Source organism: Pseudomonas mosselii (assembly GCF_019823065.1).
Taxonomy (GTDB): Bacteria; Pseudomonadota; Gammaproteobacteria; order Pseudomonadales; family Pseudomonadaceae; genus Aquipseudomonas; species Aquipseudomonas mosselii.
In genome coordinates this window covers 5776085-5800728 of the sequence record NZ_CP081966.1, presented here as the reverse complement: position 1 = coordinate 5800728, position 24644 = coordinate 5776085, and the positions used below count along the sequence as shown (strand labels likewise).

Below are 24644 nucleotides of genomic sequence, written 5' to 3'. Positions count from 1 at the left end.
TCATACCGGCAGCCTAATGGTATTTGCCCGCGACGGCCACGCCAGGCGGCCGTCATTGCCAAGACGAGCGTAGAGATGAAGCGAGTGTGTTGCCTGTGGGTTATCGGCTGGTTGTGTCTACCCTTGATCGCCCTGGCAAAGCCGCAGGCGCCGCCACCTGTGGTGCTGGAGCCGGCCCAGCAGCAGTGGCTGGATGAGCACCGCGGCCTGCGCGTCGGCCTGGTGCTGCAGGCCCCCTATGCCCAGTTCGACCGCCGTCTGCAGCAATTCTACGGGGCCAACGTCGAACTGGTCGGTGCCCTGTCCCAGGCATTACGGCTGGATCTGACCTGGCGCGGCTTCCCGGACCAGACCGCGCTGGAGCACGCGTTGCAGGCGGGCGAGATCGATTTCGCCCCGGGCCTGACCCAGACCCCCGCCAGCCTGCGGCTGTGGCTGTTCAGTGACCCTTATATGCGTGTGCCGCAACTGGTGGTCGGGATGCGCAGTGGCGCGGTGGCCGTGGATCTGGAGAAGCTGACCGCCAACGAGCGGGTGGCTGTGCGCATGCCAGGAGCCCTTGCGGACTACCTGCGGAGCAATTACGGCAATCTCAACCTGCAGGGCGTACCCAATGAACGGGAGGCGCTGCAGCTGGTGCTGGGCGGGCAGGCCAGCTTCGCCGTGCTGGATGAAGCGCAGCTGAGCCGGCTTTCCCGCGAAGGCGAGTTTGCAGACCTGGCGGTGGTGGGCGATATCGGCTTGCCGCAGTTGCTGCGGGTCGGCTCGCGACGCGACTGGCCCGTGCTCGCCGATATCCTCGAACGCGCCTTGCAGGCGCTGCCGGCCAAGACCTTGGAGCAAATGCACCAGCGCTGGCTGCAGCCCAAGTACCCGCGTTTTTCCGAATCGGCCGGCTTCTGGCAGAACCTAGCCCTGCTGTTCGGCCTGCTGCTGCTGTGTGCCCTGGCCACCCTGTTCTGGCAGCGTCGCCAGCAGCGCGGCCTGGAGCGGGGCTTGCTGGCGGCCCGGGAGAGTCTGGTGGAGCGTCAGGTGCGCGAGGAGGCCTTGCGCCTGAGCCAGTTCTCCATCGACCAGAGCACGGTGGGCATCCTCTGGGTCAACTGGGACAGCCATGTGCGCTACGCCAACCATGCCGCCGAGCGTATGCTGGGCTTCGCCGAGGGGGCGTTGCTGGAGCGGCCGCTGGTCGATATCGAGCCGAATCTGAAGATGGATCGCTGGCTGGAGCTGTGGAAGCGCGCCCGCACCGGGGGCGACAGTGAGCAGCAGTTCGAAAGCCAGTGCCGGCGCGCCGATGGCAGTCTGTTTCCGGTCGAGTTGTCGCTGTCGTTCCTGCGTTTTCGCGATGCGGAGTACCTGGTGGTGTTCCTCGCCGATGTCACTGAGCGCCGGCGCGACCTGGCCGCGTTGCGCGAAAGCGAGGCAAGGCTCAAGGGTATTGCCGGCAATGTGCCGGGGCTGGTGTTCCGCCTGGAGCGTGACCCGGCCGAGGGCGACCCGGAATTCCCCTACATCAGCGAAGGCAGCGAGGCGTTGGTCGGTTATACCCCAGCGGCGATCCAGCACCCGCAGATGGGGCTGCGCAACCTGGTCCATCCCGAGGACCGCGCCGACTATCACCGGGTCCAGGACCTGGCCCTGGCCAGCGACCGGGATTGGTCGTGGCAGGGCCGTATCCTCACTCGCCAGGGTGAGCAGCGCTGGGCCGACATCAAGGCGACCACGCGGCGCCTGGCCGATGGGCGCATGGTGTGGGATGGTGTGGTCTGGGACATCACCCAAGGCAAGCAGGCCGAGCTGGCCCTGGCCGCCTCCCAGGAGCAACTGCGTGAGTTGTCGGCGCACCTGGAAAGCGTGCGCGAGGAGGAAAAGGCCCGCATCGCCCGCGAGGTGCACGACGAGCTGGGGCAGATGCTCACGGTGCTCAAGCTGGAAGTGTCGATGTGCGAGCTGGCCTACGCCGAGCTGGATGCCGGGCTGCATGAGCGCCTGGCTAGCATGAAGCGTCTGATCGCCCAACTGTTCCAGGTGGTGCGTGACGTCGCCACTGCGTTGCGCCCGCCGATTCTCGATGCCGGAATCGCCTCGGCCATCGAGTGGCAGGCACGGCGTTTCGAGGCCCGCACGCAGATCCCCTGCCTGGTCGAGGTCCCGGAGCAACTACCGCCCTTGAGCGATGCCAAGGCCATCGGCCTGTTCCGCATCCTCCAGGAAGCGCTGACCAACGTCATGCGCCATGCCCGGGCGCACACCGTGCAGATCGCCCTGGTCGAGGAGGGTGGGCAGTTGCGCATGACGGTCATCGACGATGGCGTGGGGTTCGCCGTCGATGCGGCCCGACCGACTTCGTTCGGCCTGGTGGGGGTGCGTGAGCGCGTGCTGATGCTGGGCGGCGACATGACCCTGGAAAGCGAGCCCGGCGAAGGCACCAGCCTGAGCGTGGCGATTCCTTTGGCGTAGGAGAGAACGATCGTGATTCGAGTGCTGGTGGCGGAAGACCACACCATCGTCCGTGAGGGCATCAAGCAGTTGATTGGCCTGGCCAAGGACATGCAGGTCGCCGGCGAGGCGGGCAACGGCGAGCAGTTGCTTGAGACCCTGCGCCATACCCCTTGCGAAGTGGTGCTGCTGGATATCTCCATGCCAGGGGTGAACGGCCTGGAGGCCATCCCGCGGATCCTGGCATTGAACAACCCGCCGGCGATCCTGATGCTGTCGATGCACGACGAGGCGCAGATGGCCGCGCGCGCGCTGAAGGCCGGGGCGGCGGGCTACGCCACCAAGGACAGCGACCCGGCGCTGCTGCTCACCGCGATTCGCCGGGTTGCCGGGGGCGGGCGCTATATCGACCCGAGCCTGGCCGACCGCATGGTCTTCGAGGTGGGGCTGACCGAAACCCGGCCGTTGCACACGCTGCTGTCCGAGCGCGAGTTCTCGGTGTTCGAGCGCCTGGCCCAGGGCGCCAACGTCAATGACATCGCCCAGCAGCTGGCGCTGTCGAACAAGACCATCAGCACCCACAAGGCGCGTTTGATGCAGAAGCTCAAGGTCAACTCGCTGGCGGAGTTGGTGAAGTATGCGATGGAGCACAAGCTGGTCTGATTGCGACATGCACCCGGCTGACACGGTTCTTTGTAGGAGCGGCCTTTCCGAGGCGTCGGACCGGTCGGAAAGGGCTGCGAAGCAGCCCCCGGGCTTCAGCTTATATGCACATATTGCCGGGGCTGCTCTGCAGCCTATCGCGACACAAGGCCGCTGCTACAACGGAATGTGTCTGTCCTGAAAGCGCCATCCTTGTAGGGCAATCCCTACAGCAAGTCCTCCATCCGGATGATGGCAATCTCTCAGCCCCCCCGATTTGCGGGCGCTTGCGCCTCTTCTACGCTGTGCCCACGCAGTCATTCCAACAAGAAGGTGCAGGGCATGAGCGAGGCGAATTCGAACGAGACGCTGGTCAGCTTCCGAGGTGTGCAGAAGAGCTACGACGGCGAATCGCTGATCGTCAAGGACCTCAACCTGGACATCCGCAAGGGCGAGTTCCTGACCCTGCTCGGCCCGTCCGGCTCGGGCAAGACCACCAGCCTGATGATGCTGGCCGGCTTCGAGACCCCCACCGCCGGAGAGATCCAACTGGCCGGGCGCTCGATCAACAACGTGCCGCCGCACAAGCGCGACATCGGCATGGTGTTCCAGAACTACGCGCTGTTCCCGCACATGACCGTGGCCGAGAACCTGGCCTTTCCGCTGAGCGTGCGCAACCTGAGCAAGACCGACATCAGCGAGCGGGTCAAGCGCGTGCTCGGCATGGTCCAGCTCGACGCCTTCGCCAAGCGCTACCCGGGCCAGCTCTCCGGCGGCCAGCAGCAGCGCGTGGCCCTGGCCCGCGCCCTGGTGTTCGAGCCGCAGCTGGTGCTGATGGACGAACCGCTCGGCGCCCTGGACAAGCAACTGCGCGAACACATGCAGATGGAGATCAAGCATATCCACCAGCGCCTGGGCGTGACCGTGGTCTACGTGACCCACGACCAGGGCGAGGCGCTGACCATGTCCGACCGGGTGGCAGTGTTCCACCAGGGCGAGATCCAGCAGATCGCCGACCCGCGCACTCTCTACGAAGAACCGCGCAACACCTTCGTCGCCAACTTCATCGGCGAGAACAACCGCCTCAGCGGCACGTTGCTGGCCAGTGACGGCAATCGTTGCCAGGTGCAGCTGGCCCGGGGCGAGCGGGTCGAGGCGCTGGCGGTGAACGTCGGCCAGGCCGGCGAGCCGGTGACCTTGTCGATCCGCCCGGAGCGCGTGCGCCTGAACGGCCACAGTGAAAGCTGCGTGAACCGCTTCTCCGGCCGGGTGGCTGAGTTCATCTACCTCGGCGACCACGTGCGGGTGCGCCTGGAGGTTTGCGGCAAGGCCGATTTCTTCGTCAAGCAGCCGATCGCCGAGCTCGATCCGGCCCTGGCCGTGGGCGATGTGGTACCGCTGGGCTGGGCGGTGGAGCACGCCCGCGCGCTCGACCCGATTGCCGAAGCCCATTGATGGTTTGCTTCACCAACCCTGAACTGTGGAGAGAATAATAATGCGCAAGCAGTTGAAACTGACCGCCCTGGCCCTTGGCCTGTTCGCAGCCGGGCAGGCCCTGGCCGCGGACCTGACGGTGGTGTCGTTCGGTGGCGCCAACAAGGCGGCCCAGGTCAAGGCGTTCTACGAGCCATGGGAAAAGGCTGGCAAGGGCAAGATCGTCGCCGGGGAGTACAACGGCGAGATGGCCAAGGTGAAGGCCATGGTCGACACCAAGAGCGTGTCGTGGAACCTGGTGGAGGTGGAGTCGCCGGAGCTGGCGCGCGGTTGCGACGAGGGCATGTTCGAGGAGCTCGATCCGGCCCTTTTCGGCAAGGAGAGCGATTACGTGAAAGGCGCCATCCAGCCGTGCGGCGTGGGCTTCTTCGTTTGGTCCACGGTCCTGGCCTACAACGCCGACAAGCTCAAGACCGCGCCCACCAGTTGGGCAGACTTCTGGGACACGAAGAAATTCCCGGGCAAGCGCGGCCTGCGCAAGGGCGCCAAGTACACCCTTGAGTTCGCCCTGATGGCCGACGGCGTCGCGCCGAAAGAGGTGTATAAGGTGCTCGGCACCAAGGAAGGCCAGGACCGCGCCTTCAAGAAGCTCGACGAACTCAAGCCGAGCATCCAGTGGTGGGAAGCCGGCGCCCAGCCGCCGCAGTACCTGGCCTCGGGTGACGTGGTCATGAGCTCGGCCTACAACGGTCGTATTGCCGCGGTGCAGAAAGAAAGCAACCTCAAGGTCGTGTGGAACGGCGGCATCTACGACTTCGACGCCTGGGCCATCCCGAAAGGCGCCAAGGATGTGGAAGAAGCGAAGAAATTCATCGCCTACACCGTCCAGCCCGAGCAGCAGAAGACTTACTCCGAGAATATTGCCTACGGCCCGGCCAATTCCAAGGCCGTCCCGCTGCTGGCCGATGCGGTGAAGAAGGACATGCCGACCACGCCTGAGAACATCGCCAACCAGGTGCAGATCGACGTGGCCTTCTGGGCCGACAACAGTGAACAGCTGGAGCAACGCTTCAACGCCTGGGCGGCGAAGAAGTAACCCTGTAGGAGCGGCCTTGTGTCGCGACGGGGCGCGTAGCGGCCCCGGGATCTCGGCATCATGCATGCCCGCCGGGGCTGCTTCGCAGCCCATCGCGACGCAAGGCCGCTCCTCCAGGGTCCGCGCCAACCCAGTCCCCACCCCTGTTTCCCCCGGAGTTCGCCATGGCCATTGCAGTGCCCCTCAACGAAGGCGCGGGTAAAAGCCTCAAGCAGCGCCTCAAGCATGCCGAGCGGGTCAACCGCTGGAAGGCCCAGGCGTTGATCGCGCCGCTGGCGCTGTTCCTCCTGCTGGTGTTCCTGGTGCCGATCGCGGCGCTGCTGTACAAGAGCGTCGGCAACCCCGAAGTGGTCGCCGGCCTGCCGCGCACCGTCGAGGCGGTGGCGCAATGGGACGGCAAGAGCCTGCCCGGCGAGGAGGTCTACAAGGCCCTGAGCCAGGACCTGGCCGAGTCGCGCAAGAACCAGACCTTGGGTGACCTCTCCAAGCGCCTGAACATGGAGCTGGCCGGCTACCGCAGCCTGCTGGCCAAGACCGCGCGGGCGCTGCCGTTCAAGGAAGAGCCCGCGTCCTATAAAGATGCCCTGCAAGCGCTGGACGAGCGTTGGGGCGACCCGGCCTACTGGCAGGCGATCCGCCGCAACACCAGCACGGTCACCTCCTTCTACCTGCTGGCCTCGGTCGATCATCGCATCGACGACCTTGGCGAACTGGCCAAGGCCACGCCTGACCAGGCCATCTACCTGGATATCTTTGCCCGCACCCTGTGGATGGGCGTGGTGATCACCGCCATTTGCCTGGTGCTGGCCTATCCCTTGGCGTACTTGCTGGCCAACCTGCCGACCCGGCAAAGCAACCTGCTGATGATCCTGGTGTTGCTGCCGTTCTGGACCTCGATCCTGGTGCGGGTGGCAGCGTGGATCGTATTGCTGCAGTCGGGTGGGCTGATCAACAGCGCGCTGATGGCCATCGGCATCATCGACCAACCGCTGGAACTGGTGTTCAACCGGACCGGCGTGTACATCTCGATGGTGCACATCCTGCTGCCGTTCATGATTCTGCCGTTGTACAGCGTGATGAAGGGCATCTCGCCCAGCTACATGCGGGCGGCGATTTCCCTGGGTTGCCATCCCTTCGCCAGTTTCTGGCGGGTGTACTTCCCGCAGACCTATGCCGGTGTCGGTGCCGGTTGCCTGCTGGTGTTCATCCTGGCCATCGGCTACTACATCACCCCGGCGCTGCTGGGCAGCCCGAACGACCAGATGGTCAGCTACTTCGTCGCCTTCTACACCAACACCAGCATCAACTGGGGCATGGCCACCGCCTTGGGCGGGCTGTTGCTGCTGGCGACCGTGCTGCTGTACCTGATCTATAGCTGGCTGGTCGGCGCCAGCCGTCTGCGCCTTAGCTGAGGAGCCTTGTCATGCTGAGCCCCTACATGTCGCCCGTGGAACGGGTGTGGTTCTACAGCCTGCGCATTCTGTGCGGTCTGATCCTGTTGTTTCTGGTACTGCCGGTGCTGGTGATCATCCCGCTGTCGTTCAACAGCGGGAGTTTCCTGGTGTACCCGCTGCAAGGTTTCTCGCTGCACTGGTACCAGGACTTCTTCGCCTCCGCCGAATGGATGCGCGCCCTGAAGAACAGCATCATCGTGGCTCCGGCGGCCACGGTGCTGGCCATGGTGTTCGGCACCCTGGCGGCGATCGGCCTGACTCGGGGCGACTTCCCCGGCAAGTCGCTGGTGATGGCGCTGGTGATCTCGCCAATGGTGGTGCCGGTGGTGATCATCGGCGTGGCCAGCTACCTGTTCTTCGCCCCATTGGGCATGGGCAACAGCTTCACCTCACTGATCCTGGTGCACGCGGTGCTGGGCGTGCCGTTCGTGATCATCACCGTGTCGGCGACGCTGCAGGGTTTCAACTACAACCTGGTGCGCGCGGCAGCTAGCCTGGGGGCCTCGCCATTGCTGGCCTTCCGTCGGGTGACCTTGCCGCTGATCGCCCCTGGGGTGATCTCCGGGGCGTTGTTCGCCTTCGCCACGTCGTTCGATGAGGTGGTGGTGACCCTGTTCCTCGCAGGGCCCGAGCAGGCAACCCTGCCACGGCAGATGTTCAGCGGCATACGCGAGAACCTGAGCCCGACCATCGCGGCGGCGGCCACCTTGCTGATCGCCTTCTCGGTGATCCTGCTGCTGACCCTGGAGTGGTTGCGCGGGCGCAGCGAGAAGCTCAGAACCCAGCAGCCAGCCTGACTGCCGCGAAAAGGGGCGCTTGGCGCCCCCTGTCGGGCGCCTGTTGATACCAATCAGCCCTCATCGGCTTCCCTGAGTTACAATGCGCGCCACCGTGATTCTGCCCAACAGGTGCGCCATGCAGCCCTACGCTATTGCCCCCTCCATTCTGTCCGCCGATTTCGCCCGCCTGGGCGAGGACGTCGACAAGGTCCTGGCCGCCGGGGCCGACATCGTCCACTTCGATGTCATGGACAACCACTACGTGCCCAACCTGACCATCGGCCCGATGGTCTGCAGCGCCCTGCGCAAGTACGGCGTGACCGCGCCGATCGACGTGCACCTGATGGTCAGCCCGGTCGACCGCATCATCGGCGACTTCATTGAAGCTGGCGCCACCTACATCACCTTCCACCCGGAAGCCAGCCAGCACATCGACCGCTCGCTGCAACTGATCCGCGACGGCGGCTGCAAGGCTGGCCTGGTGTTCAACCCGGCCACCGGCCTGGATGCGCTGAAGTACGTGATGGACAAGGTCGACATGGTCCTGCTGATGAGCGTCAACCCTGGCTTCGGCGGGCAGAAGTTCATCCCCGGCACCCTCGACAAGCTGCGCGAGGCCCGCGCCCTGATCGATGCCAGCGGCCGCGACATCCGCCTGGAGATCGACGGCGGCGTCAACGTAGGCAACATCCGCGAGATCACCGCCGCCGGCGCTGACACCTTCGTGGCCGGTTCGGCGATCTTCAACGCCCCGGACTACAAGGAAGTCATCGACAAGATGCGTGCCGAAATGGCGCTGGCACGCGCATGAGCGGCTTCGAGCAGCTGTTCCCGGGGACACTGCCCAGGCTGGTGATGTTCGATCTGGATGGCACCCTGATCGACTCGGTACCCGACCTGGCCGCAGCCGTCGACCGCATGCTGCTCGAACTCGGGCGACCGCCCGCAGGCCTGGAGGCGGTGCGCCACTGGGTCGGCAATGGTGCCCAGGTGCTGGTGCGCCGGGCCCTGGCCGGCGATATCGATCACGCCGCGGTGGACGACGAGCTGGCCGAGCGCGCGCTGGCACTGTTCATGGAAGCCTATGCCGACAACCATGAACTCACCGTGGTCTACCCCGGCGTGCGCGACACCCTGCGCTGGCTGCGCAAGCAGGGCGTGGAGATGGCGCTGATCACCAACAAACCCGAACGCTTCGTCGCCCCCTTGCTCGACCAGATGAAGATCGGTCGCTACTTCCGCTGGATCATCGGCGGCGACACCCTGGCGCAGAAGAAGCCCGACCCGGCGGCGCTGCTGTTCGTCATGAAGATGGCCGGTGTCAGCGCCGAACAATCGCTGTTTGTCGGCGATTCGCGCAGCGACGTGCTGGCGGCCAAGGCCGCCGGCGTCCAGTGCGTCGGCCTGAGCTACGGCTACAACCATGGCCGGCCGATCGACGACGAGTCGCCCAGCCTGGTCATCGACGACCTGCGCCTGCTGCTGCCCGGTTGCTTAGTCACCGACACTGGGATAACGTTGGCGGACCTTCAAGCCCCGCAAAGCAGAGACAACAACGTGGTGGTTACCGGCAAATTCTGGATGAAAGTCATCAAGGCACTCGCCCGCTGGCGCTGGCGCGCCTGACTTCTGCCCACCGGCGCCTGCCGGTACATCCGTTTGCCCGCCCCCATTGCTGCTTGCCCCGAGGCTACACATGACCCGCGAAGAATTCCTGCGCCTGGCCGCTGCCGGCTACAACCGCATTCCCCTGGCCTGCGAAACCCTGGCCGACTTCGACACCCCGCTGTCGATCTACCTGAAGCTGGCCGACCAACCCAACTCCTACCTGCTCGAGTCCGTGCAGGGCGGTGAGAAGTGGGGCCGCTATTCGATGATCGGCCTGCCGTCGCGCACCGTGCTGCGCGTGCACGGTTACCACGTCAGCATCCTGCAGGATGGCGTCGAGGTGGAAAGCCATGACGTCGAGGATCCGCTGGCCTTCGTCGAGGCGTTCAAGGATCGCTACAAGGTCGCCGACATTCCTGGCTTGCCACGTTTCAACGGTGGCCTGGTGGGCTATTTCGGCTACGACTGCGTGCGCTATGTGGAAAAACGCCTGGGCGCCAGCCCCAACCCGGACCCACTGGGGGTACCGGATATCCTGCTGATGGTCTCCGATGCCGTGGTGGTGTTCGACAACCTGGCGGGCAAGATGCACGCCATCGTGCTGGTCGACCCGGCCGAGGCGCAGGCCTTCGAGCAAGGGCAGGCCCGCCTGCAGGGGCTTCTGGACACCCTGCGCCAACCGATCACCCCGCGCCGCGGCCTGGACCTGAGCGGGCCGATGGCCGCCGAGCCGGCATTCCGCTCCAGCTACACACAAACCGACTACGAAAATGCCGTGGGACGCATCAAGGAGTACATCCTGGCCGGCGACTGCATGCAGGTGGTGCCGTCCCAGCGCATGTCCATCGACTTCAAGGCCGCGCCCATCGACTTGTACCGGGCGCTGCGCTGCTTCAACCCGACGCCGTACATGTACTTCTTCAACTTCGGCGACTTCCACGTGGTCGGCAGCTCGCCAGAAGTGCTGGTGCGGGTCGAGGACAACCTGGTCACCGTGCGGCCGATCGCCGGCACCCGCCCGCGCGGGGCCACCGAAGAAGCCGACAGGGCGCTGGAAGACGACCTGCTGTCGGACGACAAGGAAATCGCCGAGCACCTGATGCTCATCGACTTGGGCCGCAACGACGTGGGCCGTGTGTCGGCCACCGGCAGCGTGCGCCTGACCGAGAAAATGGTAATCGAGCGTTACTCGAACGTCATGCATATCGTGTCCAACGTCACCGGCCAGCTGGATGAGGGGCTGACGGCCATGGACGCGCTGCGGGCGATCCTGCCGGCCGGTACCCTTTCCGGCGCGCCGAAGATCCGTGCCATGGAGATCATCGACGAGCTGGAGCCGGTCAAGCGCGGCGTCTACGGTGGCGCGGTGGGCTACTTTGCCTGGAACGGCAACATGGACACCGCCATCGCCATCCGTACCGCGGTGATCAAGGACGGCGAACTGCATGTGCAGGCCGGTGGTGGCATCGTCGCCGACTCGGTGCCGGCGCTGGAGTGGGAAGAAACCATCAACAAGCGCCGGGCAATGTTCCGCGCGGTGGCGCTGGCCGAGCAGACCTCCAAGTAAATGGATCGGGGCCGCAACGCGGCCCCCGACAACTCAGAAGTCCAGGCTCAACGCCACGCTCACGCCCTGCTGGCGCAACTCATCACTCTTGCGCCAGTTGTAGTTCCCCCGCAGGTTCACCCCCGGCACCAGTTCATGGGTCAGCCCCAGGCTGGCGCGGGTCAGGTTGCTGTGCGGCGTATAGCCGGTCAAGGTGAAGTCGTTCGCCGGCAGGCTGGTCAGGTGCATGCGCAAGTCCTGCTGGTCGTCTTCGAACTCGTGCTCGCGGGCCACCTCGGCAAACAACCTGGTCGTCGGCAGGAGCTGCACGCTCCCCAGCAGGCCGGCCCCCAGCCGGCGTGACGTGCGCTCCTGATCGTCGAAACCGAGCGCCGTGGAGCGGCCGCTCTTCTCCTCATATCCATCGACCTTGACCCGCGCATAGTCGGCGCTGATGAACGGCGCCAGTTGCCAGCGGCTGCTCTCGGCCGCCAGGTTGTAGCCCACCCGGCCGGTGACTGCCCAGGCCTCGCCATCGCTGTCGCCTTTTTCACTGCGGTCACCAACGCCTAGGGCGAAGGTGCGCTTGAGGTCGCGATAGTCCAGATGCCCGGCGGTCAGTGCCGTGTCGGCCCACCAGCGATCCTGACGGAACTGGGCGAAGGCGCTGGCCAGGTAGCTGTCGAGCTTGTAGTCGGAATCTTCCTGGCCGGCCTCGAGCTTTTGCCGGTACACGCCCGCCGCCAGCCCCACGCGCCAGGCGTCATCCAGCCGATAGCTGCCGCCGAGGGTCAGGTTGTAGCCGCGCCCGTCGCCACTGGCGGCGCTGCGCTGGCTGCCGAAGTCCAGGTCCTGGCCACCGGTGGCGACGAACGCCTGCCATTGACCGACCGCCTGCCAGGGCGTCTGCCACTGATTGCGCAGCTCATCCTGGTGGGCGCGTATGCTGGCGTGGGCGATTTCCGGCAGCAGTGTCAGCTCCCAGGGCGCGGCGAGGATCGAATAGGCATAGTCGGCAATCAGTTGCTGGCCGGCGATGGTCGGGTGCACCGAGTCGTTGAACAGCAGCCGGGTCGGGTCCGGCGTCGTGCCGTTCGCCCCGTAGACCGGGTTGCCCACGCAGCCGTCGCCGCTGTAGCAGGTGCCGACCAGGTTCTGGTCGGCGGCCAGGCCGAACTGGGCGGGACTGGTCAGGGCCTCCCGCAGCAGTGCCGGGACATTCAGCGGGATGATCTCGGCGTCGATCTGTCCGAGCCGGTTGACCAGCGACTGGTTGAACACGCCGGACAGTTGCGACAGCGGCCCTTGCTGGGGCGTGCCGCTGAAGTTCGGCGTTTGCCCCAGGTCCGGCAGCAGCCAGACCATGATGTAACGCGCGCCGCCCTGTTGCAGCGCCTGGGCGCTGGCCGCCAGACGGGCACCGGCGGCGGCCGCGTCGGCGGGGCTGTTGACCAGGCCCTGGAGGAAGTCGTTGCCGCCACCGGTCAGGTAGTACAGGGCATTGGGATCGGCCCGCAGGCCGTTGGCCAGGTAGCCGTCACGCTCGCGCAGCACCGTGCCCGCGCCGAGACGACCGGGTGGGATGACGGCTTGCGAGGTGTCGGTGATCGAGTCGAGGATCTGCTGCGTGGTGTAGCCGCCCACGGCCCAGTTGTTGCCATCCGGCGTGCCTTGGAGCTGGTTGGTCAGCGACGTCGAAGGGCCCAGGCTGGTACCGGAGAAGCCCAGCTTGCCACCCAGGATCATTGGCGAGACCGGCGCGTAGTTGCCATTGGCATCGCGGTTGGTGAAACGCATGCCTGGCGTGCCGCCGGTCAGGTCGGGGAACTGCCCGGCGTCGCTGAGGCTGTCACCGAAGACGATGAGCGACGCGTAGGGGGAGGGCGCGGCCAAGGTGGCCTGGCTGCAGGCGAGGGCGAGCATGCCGAGGGTGGCGTGCAGGAAGGGGGTCTTGCGCATGCATGAATATCCTTTTCGTTGTTTTTATGAAGGCAAGCCGCATGACCATAGCAAATCGCCGGTCTTTGCCCAGCATGGCAATGGTTTCCCGGTGTTTAGGGGGCATATTGCACCCGCCGCCCCGGTAGGTTACTGTCCCCGAACGTATGAACGAGACCTACCCTGTGTTGATCGTCAGCAAACTCTTGATGCGCGTTATCAAGGCCGTCGCCCGTTGGCGTTGGCGCGCCTGACTTTTTCTCCTGCCGGTTCCCCCGGCCCGTCCCTGTTTGCCTTCCCCACTTGTTCCGTCAACCGCCCCGTGCGGGCTCGGCCGCATTCATGAGCGGCAGCGGAAGGCTCGAATCAAAAGTCAGTATTCAAGAGGTTCGTTGCAGATGTTACTGATGATCGACAACTACGACTCCTTCACCTACAACGTCGTGCAGTACCTTGGCGAGCTGGGTGCGGAGGTCAAGGTCATTCGCAATGACGAAATGACCATCGCCCAGATCGAAGCCCTTAACCCCGAGCGCATCGTCGTCTCCCCGGGGCCGTGCACGCCGAGCGAAGCCGGGGTCTCCATCGAGGCCATCCTGCACTTCGCCGGCAAGCTGCCGATCCTGGGCGTCTGCCTGGGCCATCAGTCCATCGGCCAGGCCTTCGGCGGTGACGTGGTGCGTGCCCGCCAGGTGATGCATGGCAAGACCAGCCCGGTGCTGCACCGCGACCTGGGCGTGTTCGCCGGCCTGAACAACCCGCTCACCGTGACCCGCTACCACTCGCTGGTGGTCAAGCGTGAAACCCTGCCCGACTGCCTGGAAGTGACCGCCTGGACCGCCCACGAAGATGGCACTGTCGACGAAATCATGGGCCTGCGTCATAAAACCCTGAACGTCGAAGGGGTACAGTTCCACCCCGAATCTATCCTCACCGAGCAGGGCCACGAGCTGTTCGCCAATTTCCTCAAGCAGACCGGCGGACGCCGTTAAGGACCGATCATGGATATCAAGACCGCTTTGAGCCGTATCGTCGGCCACCTGGATTTGTCCACCGAGGAAATGCGCGACGTCATGCGCCAGATCATGACTGGCCAGTGCACTGAGGCGCAGATCGGCGCTTTCCTCATGGGCATGCGCATGAAGAGCGAGAGCATCGACGAAATCGTCGGTGCGGTGTCGGTGATGCGTGAGCTGGCCGACAAGGTCGAGCTGAAGACCCTCGACGGCGTGGTCGACATCGTCGGCACCGGTGGCGATGGCGCCAACATCTTCAACGTGTCGACTGCTTCGGCCTTTGTCCTGGCCGCGGCCGGCTGCACCGTGGCCAAGCATGGCAACCGTGCCGTCTCCGGCAAGAGCGGCAGCGCCGACCTGCTGGAAGCCGCCGGTATCTACCTGAACCTGACCCCGGTGCAGGTCGCCCGCTGCATCGACAGCCTCGGCATCGGCTTCATGTTCGCCCAGACCCATCACAGTGCAATGAAGCACGCCGCCGGCCCTCGTCGCGACCTGGGGCTGCGTACCCTGTTCAACATGCTCGGCCCGCTTACGAATCCGGCCGGCGTGAAACACCAGGTGGTCGGGGTCTTCACCCAGGCCCTGTGCCGCCCGTTGGCCGAGGTGCTGCAGCGCCTGGGCAGCAAGCATGTGCTGGTGGTGCATTCGAAGGACGGCCTGGACGAGTTCAGCCTGGCCGCGCCGACCTTCGTCGCCGAACTGAAGAATGACCAGATCACCGAATACTGGGTCGAGCCCGAAGACCTCGGCATGAAGAGCCAGAGCTTGCATGGCCTGGCAGTCGAGGGGCCGCAGGCTTCGCTGGAACTGATCCGTGACGCCCTGGGCCGACGCAAGACCGAGAACGGCCAGAAGGCCGCCGAGATGATCGTGCTCAACGCCGGCGCGGCGCTGTATGCCGCCGACCACGCGATGACCCTGGCCCAGGGTGTCGAACTGGCCCACGATGTGCTGCACACCGGGTTGGCCTGGGAAAAACTGCAGGAGCTGGGCGCCTTTACCGCGGTATTCAAGGTGGAGAACGAAGCATGAGCGTACCAACCGTGCTGGAAAGGATCATCGCCCGCAAATTCCAGGAAGTGGCCGAGCGCAGCGCGCGGGTCAGCCTGGGTGAGCTCGAACGCCTGGCCAAGGCGGCCGATGCGCCCCGCGGCTTTGCCAGGGCACTGATCGAGCAGGCTGCGCGCAAGCAGCCGGCGGTAATCGCCGAAATCAAGAAGGCCTCGCCAAGCAAGGGCGTGATTCGCGAAAACTTCGTGCCGGCGGAGATTGCCGTCAGCTATGAGAAGGGTGGGGCGACCTGCCTGTCGGTGCTGACCGACGTGGACTACTTCCAGGGTGCCGACGTCTACCTGCAGCAGGCGCGTGCCGCCGTTTCGCTGCCGGTGATCCGCAAGGACTTCATGGTCGATCCGTACCAGATCGTCGAAGCCCGTGCGCTGGGCGCCGACTGCGTGCTGCTGATCGTCTCGGCGCTGGACGACGTGAAGATGGCCGAGCTGGCCGCTACCGCCAAGGACGTCGGTCTCGACGTGCTGGTCGAAGTACATGACGGCGATGAGCTGGAGCGTGCGTTGAAGATCCTCGACACACCGTTGGTCGGGGTCAACAACCGCAACCTGCATACCTTCGAAGTCAGTCTGGAGACGACCCTCGACTTGCTGCCGCGCATCCCCCGCGATCGCCTGGCCATCACCGAGAGCGGCATCCTCAACCGTGCCGATGTCGAGCTGATGGAAATCAACGAGGTGTATTCGTTCCTGGTCGGCGAGGCGTTCATGCGCGCCGAGCAGCCAGGGTTGGAGCTGCAGCGGCTGTTCTTCCCCGAACAGGTGAAGAAGACCGTTCAGCAACTGGACTGATCGAACAGAGAGCCGGCATCGTTTGCCGGCTTTTTTGTATTCGAGGGTTTCATCGCGAGACAGTCCCACGTGGGAGCGGGCTTGCCCCGCGATGAGGCCGGTGAACATCACATCAAAGGTGGATCAATGACCGATCAACCCCTGGCCCTCACCGTCGAACAAGGCCTGCATGCCGAACAGGACCTGCTGGCCGCCGTCTGCCGTGGCGAGCGCGAATGTGGCGTGCTGTTCTGGCGTCCGACCGACCATGCCCTGGTCATGCCCCGGCGCATGAGCCGCCTGGACAACTTCGAGGCCGCCTGCGCCGAGCTGGCCATCGCTGGCTGGCCGGTGCTGCTGCGCGAAACCGGTGGCGAACCGGTGCCGCAATCCCATGCGACCGTCAACGTGGCGCTGGTCTACGTGGCCCCGCGCAGCGAGGGCGACCAGGGCCGCATCGAGAATGCCTACGAGCGTCTGTGCCTGCCGCTGTGCGATGTCCTTAGCGAATGGGGCGGTGTCGCCTCGGTGGGGGAGATTGACGGCGCCTTCTGCGATGGCCGCTACAACGTCAACCTCAATGGTCGCAAGCTGGTCGGCACCGCCCAGCGCTGGCGCCAGGGGCTGGGGGGCAAGCGCCCGGTGGTGTTGGTGCATGGCGCGCTGTTGCTGGACAACGAACGCGAATCGATGGTCGCGGCGGTCAACCGCTTCAATGAGTGCTGCGATCTGGATCAGCGTTGCCGCGCCGACAGCCATATCGCCTTGCACGAGGTGGCGCCTGCGGCTCCCTGGTTCGAGCGTCTGAGCCGGGCCTATGAACAAGTACTAGCGGAACTGCCACAGGACTAGGGTCTGTACGAAATGTGTCTGCGCGAAGGCCAGACAAGGCGAAACGGGGGGAGGAACGGCCGGGGTCGCGCCCGACTGTACTGGAGTACATGAGCATTCCGAGCCCCGTTTCAACGCAGTATGGGCGAGTGCAGATACATTTCGTACAGAGCCTAACGGGTGCCGTAGACCACCATGGTTTTACCCTTGACCTGCACCAGGCTGCGCTCCTCGAGGTCCTTGAGGACGCGGCCGACCATCTCCCGTGAACAACCGACGATACGACCGATCTCCTGGCGGGTGATCTTGATCTGCATGCCGTCGGGGTGGGTCATGGCGTCGGGTTGCTTGCACAGGTCGAGCAGGCAACGGGCAACCCGGCCGGTCACATCGAAAAACGCCAGGTCGCCGACCTTGCGGGTGGTGTTGCGCAGGCGCTGGGCCATCTGGCTGCCCAGGGCATAGAGTATTTCCGGCTCCAGGCGTACCAGTTCACGGAATTTGTCGTAGCCGATCTCGGCCACTTCGCACTCGGTCTTGGCGCGCACCCAGGCGCTGCGCTGATGTTCCTGGCCGGCGGGCTCGAACAGACCCAGCTCGCCGAAGAAATCACCGCTGTTGAGGTAGGCGATGATCATCTCGTGACCGTCGTCGTCCTCGATCAGGATGGTCACCGAGCCCTTGATGATGAACGACAAGGTATCGGCCCGGTCGCCGGCACAGATGATATTGCTCTTGGCGGCGTAGCGACGGCGTTGGCAGTGGGCCAGCAGCTTGTCGATGTTCTTGATCTTGGGTGGCAGGGCTGAGGAGACCATCACGAAATCCTGTTCGATGCGACGCATTGGCTTTTTATAGAGACGCCTGGCAGCACGCGCCAGTCATTTGGCGCCAGCTTATCAGACACTTCAACTTGAATCGGCACAAAAGCGACGTGGCTTGAGCTTTTCCGACAGCCTCGCAAGGTCTAAGCTGACACCCTTTTACGAAATCGGGAGTCCGGATAGATGAAGGCACGCATCCAGTGGGCCGGTGAAGCGATGTTCCTCGGCGAGTCGGGGAGCGGCCATGTCGTGGTCATGGATGGCCCACCTGAAGCCGGAGGCCGCAACCTGGGCGTGCGCCCGATGGAGATGCTCCTGCTCGGCCTGGGTGGCTGCAGCAGTTTCGACGTGGTCAGCATCCTCAAGAAATCGCGCCAGGCCGTGGAAAGCTGCGAGGCCTTCCTGGAGGCCGAACGCGCCAGTGAAGACCCGAAGGTGTTCACCAAGATCCACCTCAACTTCGTGGTCAAGGGCCGCGGGTTGAAGGAGGCGCAGGTCAAGCGTGCGGTCGAGTTGTCGGCGGAGAAGTACTGCTCGGCCTCGATTATGCTGGATCGCGCGGGCGTCGAGATCACGCACGGTTACGAAATCGTCGAACTCGGTTGATCGAAGCCAGCGCCTGCCGGTCAGGCGCTTTGCTTGTGCAGGCGTTCGATACCTAGCAGCAATGCGAGCCCCGGGGTCAGCGCAAGCACCAGCCAGGGCGTATTCACCCCGAGCAGCATGAGGATCTCGTTGCTGCTCCAGGTGGTGCCGAAGTGTTCGGCAAACACCTGGCACTGCAGCCACGCAGCCAATGTGCCAGCGAGCACGAACGTGCCGACCAACAGTTGGCGGCTGGCAAAAAACATGCTGAGCAGTAGGAACAGCAGCTGCGCGGGTAGTGTGCCGAGCATCAGCTCGGCGGTGCTATTGCTGTCAGGGTCGGTAAGTGTCGGCAGTTCCAGGCTGAAAGTGCTTTGCCCGACACTGGCGACCATCAGGCAAACGAACAGATAGGCGACCGGGATCAGGGCAAGGCCCTGCAACAGCCGGGCGAGCGATCGTCCCATGTTCAGCGACGCAATGCCGGCAGCAGCTGCAACAGGCGTTCGGGTAGCTGTGCCCGCAGTTGCTCGCTCAATGCCTCACGTCGCTTCTGGTAAAGCACGCCGAGACCGATCACGCCGAGGCCGATCAAGGTCAGTATGACCGGGAACAACAGGGAATCGGCGAACACCTCGTAGGACAGATACCCCAGGTAGGCCGCCACCCCCATCGCTCCGAACACCATGAACACCGGGCGGCGCAGCAGGACGGCCAGGCCCATCAGCCCCAGGTTGATCAGGCAGTACAGCGCCTTGCCCCATTCGCTGCCGCTGTCCATCAGCGTCAGCCCGCCCCAGAACGCCGCCAGGCCGGCGAGATAGCCCCAGAAGGCATAGTCACGGCGGGTGCGTCCGTCGATCACCAGGAATACCAGCAGCAGGCCCAGGCCGAACCACAGCGAGACCGTGCGCCGTTGCTCCCAGCTGAACAGGTCGCCATGGAACCACTCGCTCAGGTCCATGGACATGAACCACAGGGCCACCGCGATTGGCATGACGATGAAAGGGAAGGGAATCAGGCGAAGCATCAGCAGCCCGGCCAGTACCGTCGCCGCCTCCATTGCCAACCAGCCACCCTGCACGTAGGTGTAGTACTGGTGGTAGTCGCCCTGGGCGTCGTCCAGCGGCCACCAGCCTGCCAGGCGCTCGATGGCGAACACCGCCAGCGGCACGATGCTGACCGCCACGGCGGCCAGCACGCCGGCCGCGACAGGCTGGTTGCGTCGCTGCAGCGACAGGGCGAACAGGGTGATCCCGCCGATGTAGAGCAGGGCGATGGCCAGCAGTGCACCGTCGCCGATACGCATCCAGGCTTCGGTGAGCAGCCAGCCCATGGCGCCCATGATCAGCAGGGCGCCGAGGTAAAAGGCAACGTGGGCCAGCTGGAAGCTGGCGCGGCTTTCTGGCTGCTGGCGCAGGAAGGCCAGCAAGGCCTGGTCCTGCCCCGGCTGCAGCACGCCGGCGCTCACGGCGCGTGCCAGGTCCCTGGCGTCGAAACGTTCCATGGTGCGCGTCTCAGATTCGGTAGGTGCTCTTGGTCATGACCTTGGCCAGCAGGCTCATGCCGAAGCGCACGGGGGCCGGGAAACGGTAGCCGCCGGCTTCCAGCGCGGACTCGGCGTGGTGCTCCTCGTCGACACGCATCTGTTCGAGGATGGCGCGGGACTTGCCGTCGTGCTCGGGGATCTGCTCCAGGTGTTCGTCCAGGTGCTTGCACACCTGATGCTCGGTGGCGGCGACGAAGCCCAGGCTGACCTTGTCGCTGACCAGCCCGGCGAGGGCGCCGATGCCGAACGACAGGCCGTAGAACACCGGATTGAGCACGCTGGGGTGGCTGTTGAGCTGGCGAATGCGCTGCTCGCACCAGGCCAGGTGGTCGATTTCTTCTTCCGCCGCATGCTCCATGGCCTTGCGAACCTGGGGCAGCTTGGCGGTCAGGGCCTGGCCCTGGTACAGCGCCTGGGCGCAGACTTCGCCGGTGTGGTTGATGCGCATCAGGCCGGCGATATGGCGGGTCTGTTGTTCATCGAGTTCGGCGTCCGGCTGGACGATCGCCGGGGAAGGGCGGGCGGGTTGGCCGCTGAAGGGCAGCAAGGTGCGCATGGCGGTATCGGCCTGCAGCAACAAGCGGTCGAGCGGCGAGTAGTGACGTTCGGTAGCCATCGGGCACCTCCGCTGAAGTGATGCCCGACAGTCTACCTCAATACCCCTGGGCAGGCTTGCCTTGGATCAGCCCGGCGGCCAGTGCATCTGGCGCTGGCCAAGCACGTGCATGTGGATGTGGTAGACGGTCTGGCCGCCCTGCTCGTTGCAGTTCATCACCACGCGGAAGCCCTCTTCGCAGCCGAGTTCCCGGGCCAGGCGCTGGGCGGTGAACAGGATGTGGCCGGCCAGGCCCTTATCTTCTTCGGTCAGGTCGTTGAGCGTACGGATGGGCTTTTTCGGAATGACCAGAAAATGCACTGGCGCTTGGGGGGCGATATCGTGGAAGGCCAGAACCTGGTCGTCCTCGTAGATGATCTTTGCCGGAATCTCCCGGTTGATGATCTTGGTGAAGATAGTCTCCACAGCACTTGCTCCATGGTGAGTGTCCGGGATGAGTGTACTGAGCCCCGCACCGCTCGCCCAGTGGCTATTCCATGCCGATCGGGCAATAGCGGCGATGGATCAGCCCAGCCAGCTTGCGCGTCAGCCAGCGCGGCAGCAGGCGCGGGACGAAGGCCAGCCAGCGGTTGCGCCGGCCGGGCAGGATCAGCGCGCGGTTGCGGTCCAGGGCGCGGACGGTGTCCAGGGCGATCTCCTCGGGGCTCAGGCAGCGGCTGTTGCCGTCGAGCCGTGGGATGCGGCGCCTGGCCGAGCGCACCGGCCCCGGGCACAGCACCGAGACCTTGATCCCGGTGCGCCCCAGTTCCTCGCGCAGGGCCTCGGAAAAACTCAGCACATAGGCCTTGCTCGCCGCGTAGGCGGCCATCCACGGGCCCGGTGCGACTCCGGCCAGCCCCGCGACGTTGAGGATCTGCCCGCCGCCCTGGATCGCCATCAGGTTGCCGATGGCGTGGCACAGGCGGCTCAGGGCGAGGATATTGACCTCCAACAGGTCCTGCTCATCGGCCCATTCATGGGCCAGGAACGGCCCGTAGGTTCGCTGCCCCGCACAATTCACCAGCAGGTCGATGCGCCGCTCGCCTTCCTCCAGCTCGAGGACGAAGCCCGACAGGCGCAGAGGCTGGCTGAGATCGCAGGCACGGAACAGCACTTCCACGCCAAAGCGTTGGGTGAGCTCGATGGCCACCGGCTCCAGCGTCTCGCGCTGGCGCGCCACCAGGATCAGGTTGCGCCCGCGCCGTGCCAGGGCTTCCGCCAGGGCCAGGCCCAGGCCGCTGGAAGCTCCGGTGATCATGGCGTAACGGGTCATGCAAGGCTCCTGGGGTGTAAGGGGCGCCTAGTGTACAGCCTGGCCAATTTGCTACAAGGCGTTGCTGCGCAGCTGCTGGCTGCGCGCCAGGGCGGCCCGGTATTCGTCCTGCAGGCGTCCGATCAGCTCGCCGACGCTGGGCAGGTCGTGGATCTCGCCGACACCCTGGCCGGCCGACCAGACTGTCTTCCAGGCCTTGGCCTCGTCATCCAGGGGCTTGAGCTTGCCGGCGTCATGGCCGCTCTTCAGCGCCGCCAGGTCGTAGCCGGCCTGCTCCAGGCTCTGGCGCAGGAAGCTGGCGGGGATGCCGGACACCGCCGGGGTATGCACGATATCGGCGGCCCCGGCGCCCAGGATCATCTGCTTGTAGGCGTCCTGGGCCTGGCTCTCGTGGGTGGCGATGAAGCGGGTGCCCATGTAGCCGAGGTCGGCCCCCAGCAATTGCGCGGCCAGCAGTTCATGGCCATGGTTCAGGCAGCCGGCCAGCAGCAGGGTCTTGTCGAAGAACTGTCGGATCTCCGCGACCAGGGCGAACGGACTCCAGGTCCCTGCATGGCCGCCGGCACCCGCCGCCACGGCGATCAGCCCGTCGACACCGGCCTCGGCGGCCTTCTCGGCGTGACGACGGGTGGTCACGTCATGGAACACCAGGCCACCATAGCTGTGCACTGCATCGACCACCTCCTTCACCGCGCCGAGGCTGGTGATGACGATGGGCACCCGATGTTCCACGCACAGGGCCAGATCGGCCTGCAGGCGCGGATTGGTCGGGTGCACGATCAAATTGACCGCGTAGGGTGCGGGCGCCTGCAGCTTGGCCAGCCCGGCCTCGATCTCATCCAGCCAGGCCTTGAACCCTGCGCTGTCACGCTGGTTCAGGGCCGGGAAGCTGCCCACCACGCCATTGGCGCAGCAGGCGAGCACCAGCCGGGGATTGGAGATCAGGAACATAGGCGCCGCCACCAGGGGCAAGCGCAAACAGTGTTCGAGCGAGGCGGGCAGGGACATGGCGAAACTCCTGTAGGCGGGTTGATATCGTCAGAACGGCTTGACCACCACGAGAATTACGACGCCCAGCAACATCAGCACCGGTGCTTCGTTGAACCAGCGGTAGTACACATGGCTGCGGGTGTTGGTGCCGGCGGCGAAGCGTTTGCGCTGGGCGCCGCACATGTGATGGTAGACAGTGAGCAGGGCCACCAGGGTGAGCTTGGCATGCAGCCAGCCCTGGCTCAGCCAGCCGGGATTCAAGTACAGCATCCAGCCGCCGAACACGTAGGTGGCGATCATCGCCGGGTTCATGATGCCCCGGTACAGCTTGCGCTCCATGGTGATGAAGCGCTCGAGGCTGATGCTGTCCTGGCTCTGGGCGTGATAGACGAACAGGCGTGGCAGGTAGAACAGGCCGGCGAACCAGCAGACCACACTGACGATATGCAGCGCCTTGATCCATAGATAGAGCATGGGGAGTTCCTTCAGGTTTTCACGGTCGTCAGATAGTAGAGGCCAAGGGCCCGAAGGGTCATCCCAAGAGTTGTTACAGGCGCCCTTGGCCCCTATTATCGTGCGCTTTCCAGTGGTCTCGTTGATAAGGGGCAAGCGTCATGATCAAGGTCGGTATCGTCGGCGGCACGGGTTACACCGGTGTCGAACTGCTGCGTCTGCTAGCGCAGCACCCACAGGCCGAAGTGGCGGTCATCACTTCGCGATCCGAGGCGGGCGTGGCGGTTGCCGACATGTACCCGAACCTGCGCGGCCACTACGACGGCCTGGCGTTCAGCGTGCCGGACAGCAAGGCCCTGGCGGCCTGCGACGTGGTGTTCTTCGCCACGCCCCACGGCGTTGCCCACGCCCTGGCCGGCGAGCTGCTGGCGGCCGGCACCAAGGTCATCGACCTTTCCGCCGACTTCCGCCTGCAGGACGCCGCCGAATGGGGCAAGTGGTACGGCCAGCCCCATGGCGCCCCTGAGCTTCTCAAGGACGCCGTCTACGGCCTGCCCGAGGTGAACCGCGAGAAGATCCGCCAGGCGCGCCTGATCGCCGTGCCGGGTTGCTACCCGACCGCCACCCAGCTGGGCTTGCTGCCGCTGCTGGAAGCCGGTCTGGCCGACCCGTCGCGGCTGATCGCCGACTGCAAGTCGGGCGTCAGTGGAGCCGGTCGTGGCGCCGCTGTAGGTTCGCTGTTCTGCGAGGCCGGGGAGAGCATGAAGGCCTACGCGGTCAAGGGCCACCGTCACCTTCCGGAGATCAGCCAGGGCCTGCGCCAGGCGGCAGGCAAGGACATTGGCCTGACCTTCGTGCCGCACCTGACCCCGATGATCCGCGGCATCCATGCCACCCTGTACGCGACGGTCGCCGATACCTCGGTCGACCTGCAGGCACTGTTCGAGAAACGCTACGCCAATGAACCGTTCGTCGACGTGATGCCGGCCGGCAGCCATCCGGAAACCCGCAGCGTGCGCGGTGCCAACGTCTGCCGCATCGCCGTGCACCGGCCTCAGGGCGGTGACCTGGTGGTGGTGCTGTCGGTAATCGACAATCTGGTCAAGGGCGCGTCGGGCCAGGCAGTGCAGAACCTCAACATCCTGTTCGGGCTCGACGAGCGCATGGGCCTGTCCCACGCCGGCCTGCTGCCGTAAGCGGCCAGTCGTTGCATGGGCCCGCCTCGCGCGGGCCTTTTTCATGGGGGCGACTAAAGCCGCACAATTCTTGACCGATTTTCTCGGACAAGCGGATAATACGTGCCATCGAGTTTTATGGCGGCACTGCGCCGGGAGAATCAACATGAGTGTCGAAACCTTCACCCCCACGGCTTTGGAATTCACCCCCGGGGCTGCGCACAAGGTCAAGACCTTGGTCAGCGAAGAGGGCAACGACCGGCTGAAGCTGCGTGTGTTCGTGACGGGCGGCGGCTGCTCGGGCTTCCAGTACGGCTTCACCTTCGATGAGGAGGTGGCCGATGACGACACCATCGTCGAGCGTGAAGGTGTCGCCCTGGTCGTCGATCCGATGAGCTTCCAGTACCTGGCCGGTGCCGAAGTCGACTACCAGGAAGGCCTGGAAGGTTCGCGCTTCGTGATCAAGAACCCGAACGCCACCACCACCTGCGGTTGCGGTTCGTCGTTCTCGATCTGATCTGGACCCTGCTGTGAAAACGCCGCGCAATTGCGCGGCGTTTTGCATTCTGC

25 protein-coding genes are annotated in these 24644 nt (G+C 65.0%); 16 read left to right on the top strand and 9 right to left on the bottom strand.

Annotated features, from left to right (window positions below; genetic code table 11):
- Nucleotides 1-75: 75 nt before the first annotated feature.
- The 9 genes from K5H97_RS27065 (at nt 76) to trpE (ending at nt 11022) form a co-directional block, all read left to right on the top strand.
- Complete coding sequence (locus K5H97_RS27065; RefSeq protein WP_028689024.1) at nt 76-2463, top strand: PAS domain-containing sensor histidine kinase; 2388 nt, start codon at nt 76-78, stop codon at nt 2461-2463.
- Between the two features lie 9 nt (nt 2464-2472).
- Nucleotides 2473-3105: a response regulator gene (locus tag K5H97_RS27060; protein ID WP_175406173.1), complete on the top strand. Its 633-nt coding sequence runs from the start codon at nt 2473-2475 to the stop codon at nt 3103-3105.
- 321 nt (nt 3106-3426) lie between these two features.
- A complete protein-coding gene (locus K5H97_RS27055; RefSeq protein ID WP_028689022.1) occupies nt 3427-4539 on the top strand; it encodes an ABC transporter ATP-binding protein in 1113 nt (370 codons plus the stop codon).
- A gap of 40 nt (nt 4540-4579) precedes the next feature.
- Complete coding sequence (locus K5H97_RS27050; protein ID WP_028689021.1) at nt 4580-5614, top strand: ABC transporter substrate-binding protein; 1035 nt, start codon at nt 4580-4582, stop codon at nt 5612-5614.
- A gap of 164 nt (nt 5615-5778) precedes the next feature.
- A complete protein-coding gene (locus tag K5H97_RS27045; protein ID WP_028689020.1) occupies nt 5779-7026 on the top strand; it encodes an ABC transporter permease in 1248 nt (415 codons plus the stop codon).
- Between the two features lie 11 nt (nt 7027-7037).
- Nucleotides 7038-7865: an ABC transporter permease gene (locus tag K5H97_RS27040; protein WP_028689019.1), complete on the top strand. Its 828-nt coding sequence runs from the start codon at nt 7038-7040 to the stop codon at nt 7863-7865.
- 118 nt (nt 7866-7983) lie between these two features.
- Nucleotides 7984-8658, top strand: coding sequence for a ribulose-phosphate 3-epimerase (gene rpe / locus K5H97_RS27035; RefSeq protein WP_028689018.1), 675 nt, complete (start codon nt 7984-7986; stop codon nt 8656-8658).
- Nucleotides 8655-9473, top strand: coding sequence for a phosphoglycolate phosphatase (locus K5H97_RS27030; protein WP_028689017.1), 819 nt, complete (start codon nt 8655-8657; stop codon nt 9471-9473). Before rpe ends, K5H97_RS27030 begins: the two co-directional genes overlap by 4 nt.
- Nucleotides 9474-9543: 70 nt before the next feature.
- Nucleotides 9544-11022 (top strand): anthranilate synthase component I, encoded by a 1479-nt coding sequence (gene trpE, locus K5H97_RS27025; RefSeq protein WP_028689016.1) that lies wholly within the window; start codon nt 9544-9546, stop codon nt 11020-11022.
- Between the two features lie 33 nt (nt 11023-11055).
- On the opposite strand, the gene estP is transcribed toward trpE, so the two are convergent.
- Nucleotides 11056-12960 carry an esterase EstP gene (estP, locus tag K5H97_RS27020; RefSeq protein WP_028689015.1) on the bottom strand — a complete coding sequence of 635 codons (1905 nt, stop codon included), beginning with the start codon at nt 12958-12960 and terminating at the stop codon, nt 11056-11058.
- Between the two features lie 377 nt (nt 12961-13337).
- Here estP and K5H97_RS27015 point away from each other — a divergent pair, with 377 nt between their 5' ends.
- The 4 genes from K5H97_RS27015 (at nt 13338) to K5H97_RS27000 (ending at nt 16651) form a co-directional block, all read left to right on the top strand.
- Nucleotides 13338-13931: an aminodeoxychorismate/anthranilate synthase component II gene (locus tag K5H97_RS27015; protein WP_028689014.1), complete on the top strand. Its 594-nt coding sequence runs from the start codon at nt 13338-13340 to the stop codon at nt 13929-13931.
- Between the two features lie 9 nt (nt 13932-13940).
- Entirely contained in the window at nt 13941-14990 is a 1050-nt protein-coding gene (trpD, locus tag K5H97_RS27010; protein ID WP_028689013.1) for an anthranilate phosphoribosyltransferase, read from the top strand.
- The gene (gene trpC / locus K5H97_RS27005; protein WP_028689012.1) at nt 14987-15820 is read left to right on the top strand and encodes an indole-3-glycerol phosphate synthase TrpC; all 834 of its coding nucleotides are present in this window, start codon (nt 14987-14989) and stop codon (nt 15818-15820) included. The genes trpD and trpC overlap by 4 nt, the downstream gene beginning before the upstream one ends.
- 126 nt (nt 15821-15946) lie before the next feature.
- Nucleotides 15947-16651, top strand: a complete 705-nt coding sequence (locus K5H97_RS27000; RefSeq protein ID WP_028689011.1) for a lipoate--protein ligase family protein — start codon at nt 15947-15949, stop codon at nt 16649-16651.
- Between the two features lie 152 nt (nt 16652-16803).
- On the opposite strand, the gene crp is transcribed toward K5H97_RS27000, so the two are convergent.
- Complete coding sequence (gene crp / locus K5H97_RS26995; protein ID WP_028689010.1) at nt 16804-17448, bottom strand: cAMP-activated global transcriptional regulator CRP; 645 nt, start codon at nt 17446-17448, stop codon at nt 16804-16806.
- A 189-nt stretch (nt 17449-17637) separates the two neighbouring features.
- Here crp and K5H97_RS26990 point away from each other — a divergent pair, with 189 nt between their 5' ends.
- Nucleotides 17638-18060, top strand: a complete 423-nt coding sequence (locus tag K5H97_RS26990; protein WP_028689009.1) for an OsmC family protein — start codon at nt 17638-17640, stop codon at nt 18058-18060.
- Between the two features lie 20 nt (nt 18061-18080).
- Here K5H97_RS26990 and K5H97_RS26985 read toward each other — a convergent pair whose 3' ends face one another.
- From K5H97_RS26985 to hemJ, 7 genes are all read right to left on the bottom strand, one after another.
- Entirely contained in the window at nt 18081-18506 is a 426-nt protein-coding gene (locus K5H97_RS26985) for a hypothetical protein (RefSeq protein WP_036985793.1), read from the bottom strand.
- A 2-nt stretch (nt 18507-18508) separates the two neighbouring features.
- Entirely contained in the window at nt 18509-19546 is a 1038-nt protein-coding gene (locus K5H97_RS26980; RefSeq protein WP_028689007.1) for a hypothetical protein, read from the bottom strand.
- A gap of 10 nt (nt 19547-19556) precedes the next feature.
- Nucleotides 19557-20204: a 2-polyprenyl-3-methyl-6-methoxy-1,4-benzoquinone monooxygenase gene (coq7, locus tag K5H97_RS26975; protein ID WP_028689006.1), complete on the bottom strand. Its 648-nt coding sequence runs from the start codon at nt 20202-20204 to the stop codon at nt 19557-19559.
- A 66-nt stretch (nt 20205-20270) separates the two neighbouring features.
- A complete protein-coding gene (locus tag K5H97_RS26970; RefSeq protein ID WP_028689005.1) occupies nt 20271-20609 on the bottom strand; it encodes a histidine triad nucleotide-binding protein in 339 nt (112 codons plus the stop codon).
- Between the two features lie 64 nt (nt 20610-20673).
- Entirely contained in the window at nt 20674-21456 is a 783-nt protein-coding gene (locus K5H97_RS26965; RefSeq protein ID WP_028689004.1) for an SDR family NAD(P)-dependent oxidoreductase, read from the bottom strand.
- Between the two features lie 51 nt (nt 21457-21507).
- Nucleotides 21508-22464 carry an NAD(P)H-dependent flavin oxidoreductase gene (locus K5H97_RS26960; RefSeq protein ID WP_028689003.1) on the bottom strand — a complete coding sequence of 319 codons (957 nt, stop codon included), beginning with the start codon at nt 22462-22464 and terminating at the stop codon, nt 21508-21510.
- Nucleotides 22465-22494: 30 nt separating this feature from the next.
- On the bottom strand, nt 22495-22920 hold the full coding sequence (gene hemJ, locus K5H97_RS26955; protein ID WP_028689002.1) for a protoporphyrinogen oxidase HemJ: 426 nt from the start codon (nt 22918-22920) through the stop codon (nt 22495-22497).
- A gap of 140 nt (nt 22921-23060) precedes the next feature.
- Here hemJ and argC point away from each other — a divergent pair, with 140 nt between their 5' ends.
- Entirely contained in the window at nt 23061-24095 is a 1035-nt protein-coding gene (gene argC, locus K5H97_RS26950) for an N-acetyl-gamma-glutamyl-phosphate reductase (protein ID WP_028689001.1), read from the top strand.
- Between the two features lie 145 nt (nt 24096-24240).
- On the top strand, nt 24241-24591 hold the full coding sequence (gene erpA, locus K5H97_RS26945; RefSeq protein ID WP_028689000.1) for an iron-sulfur cluster insertion protein ErpA: 351 nt from the start codon (nt 24241-24243) through the stop codon (nt 24589-24591).
- Nucleotides 24592-24644: the final 53 nt, after the last annotated feature.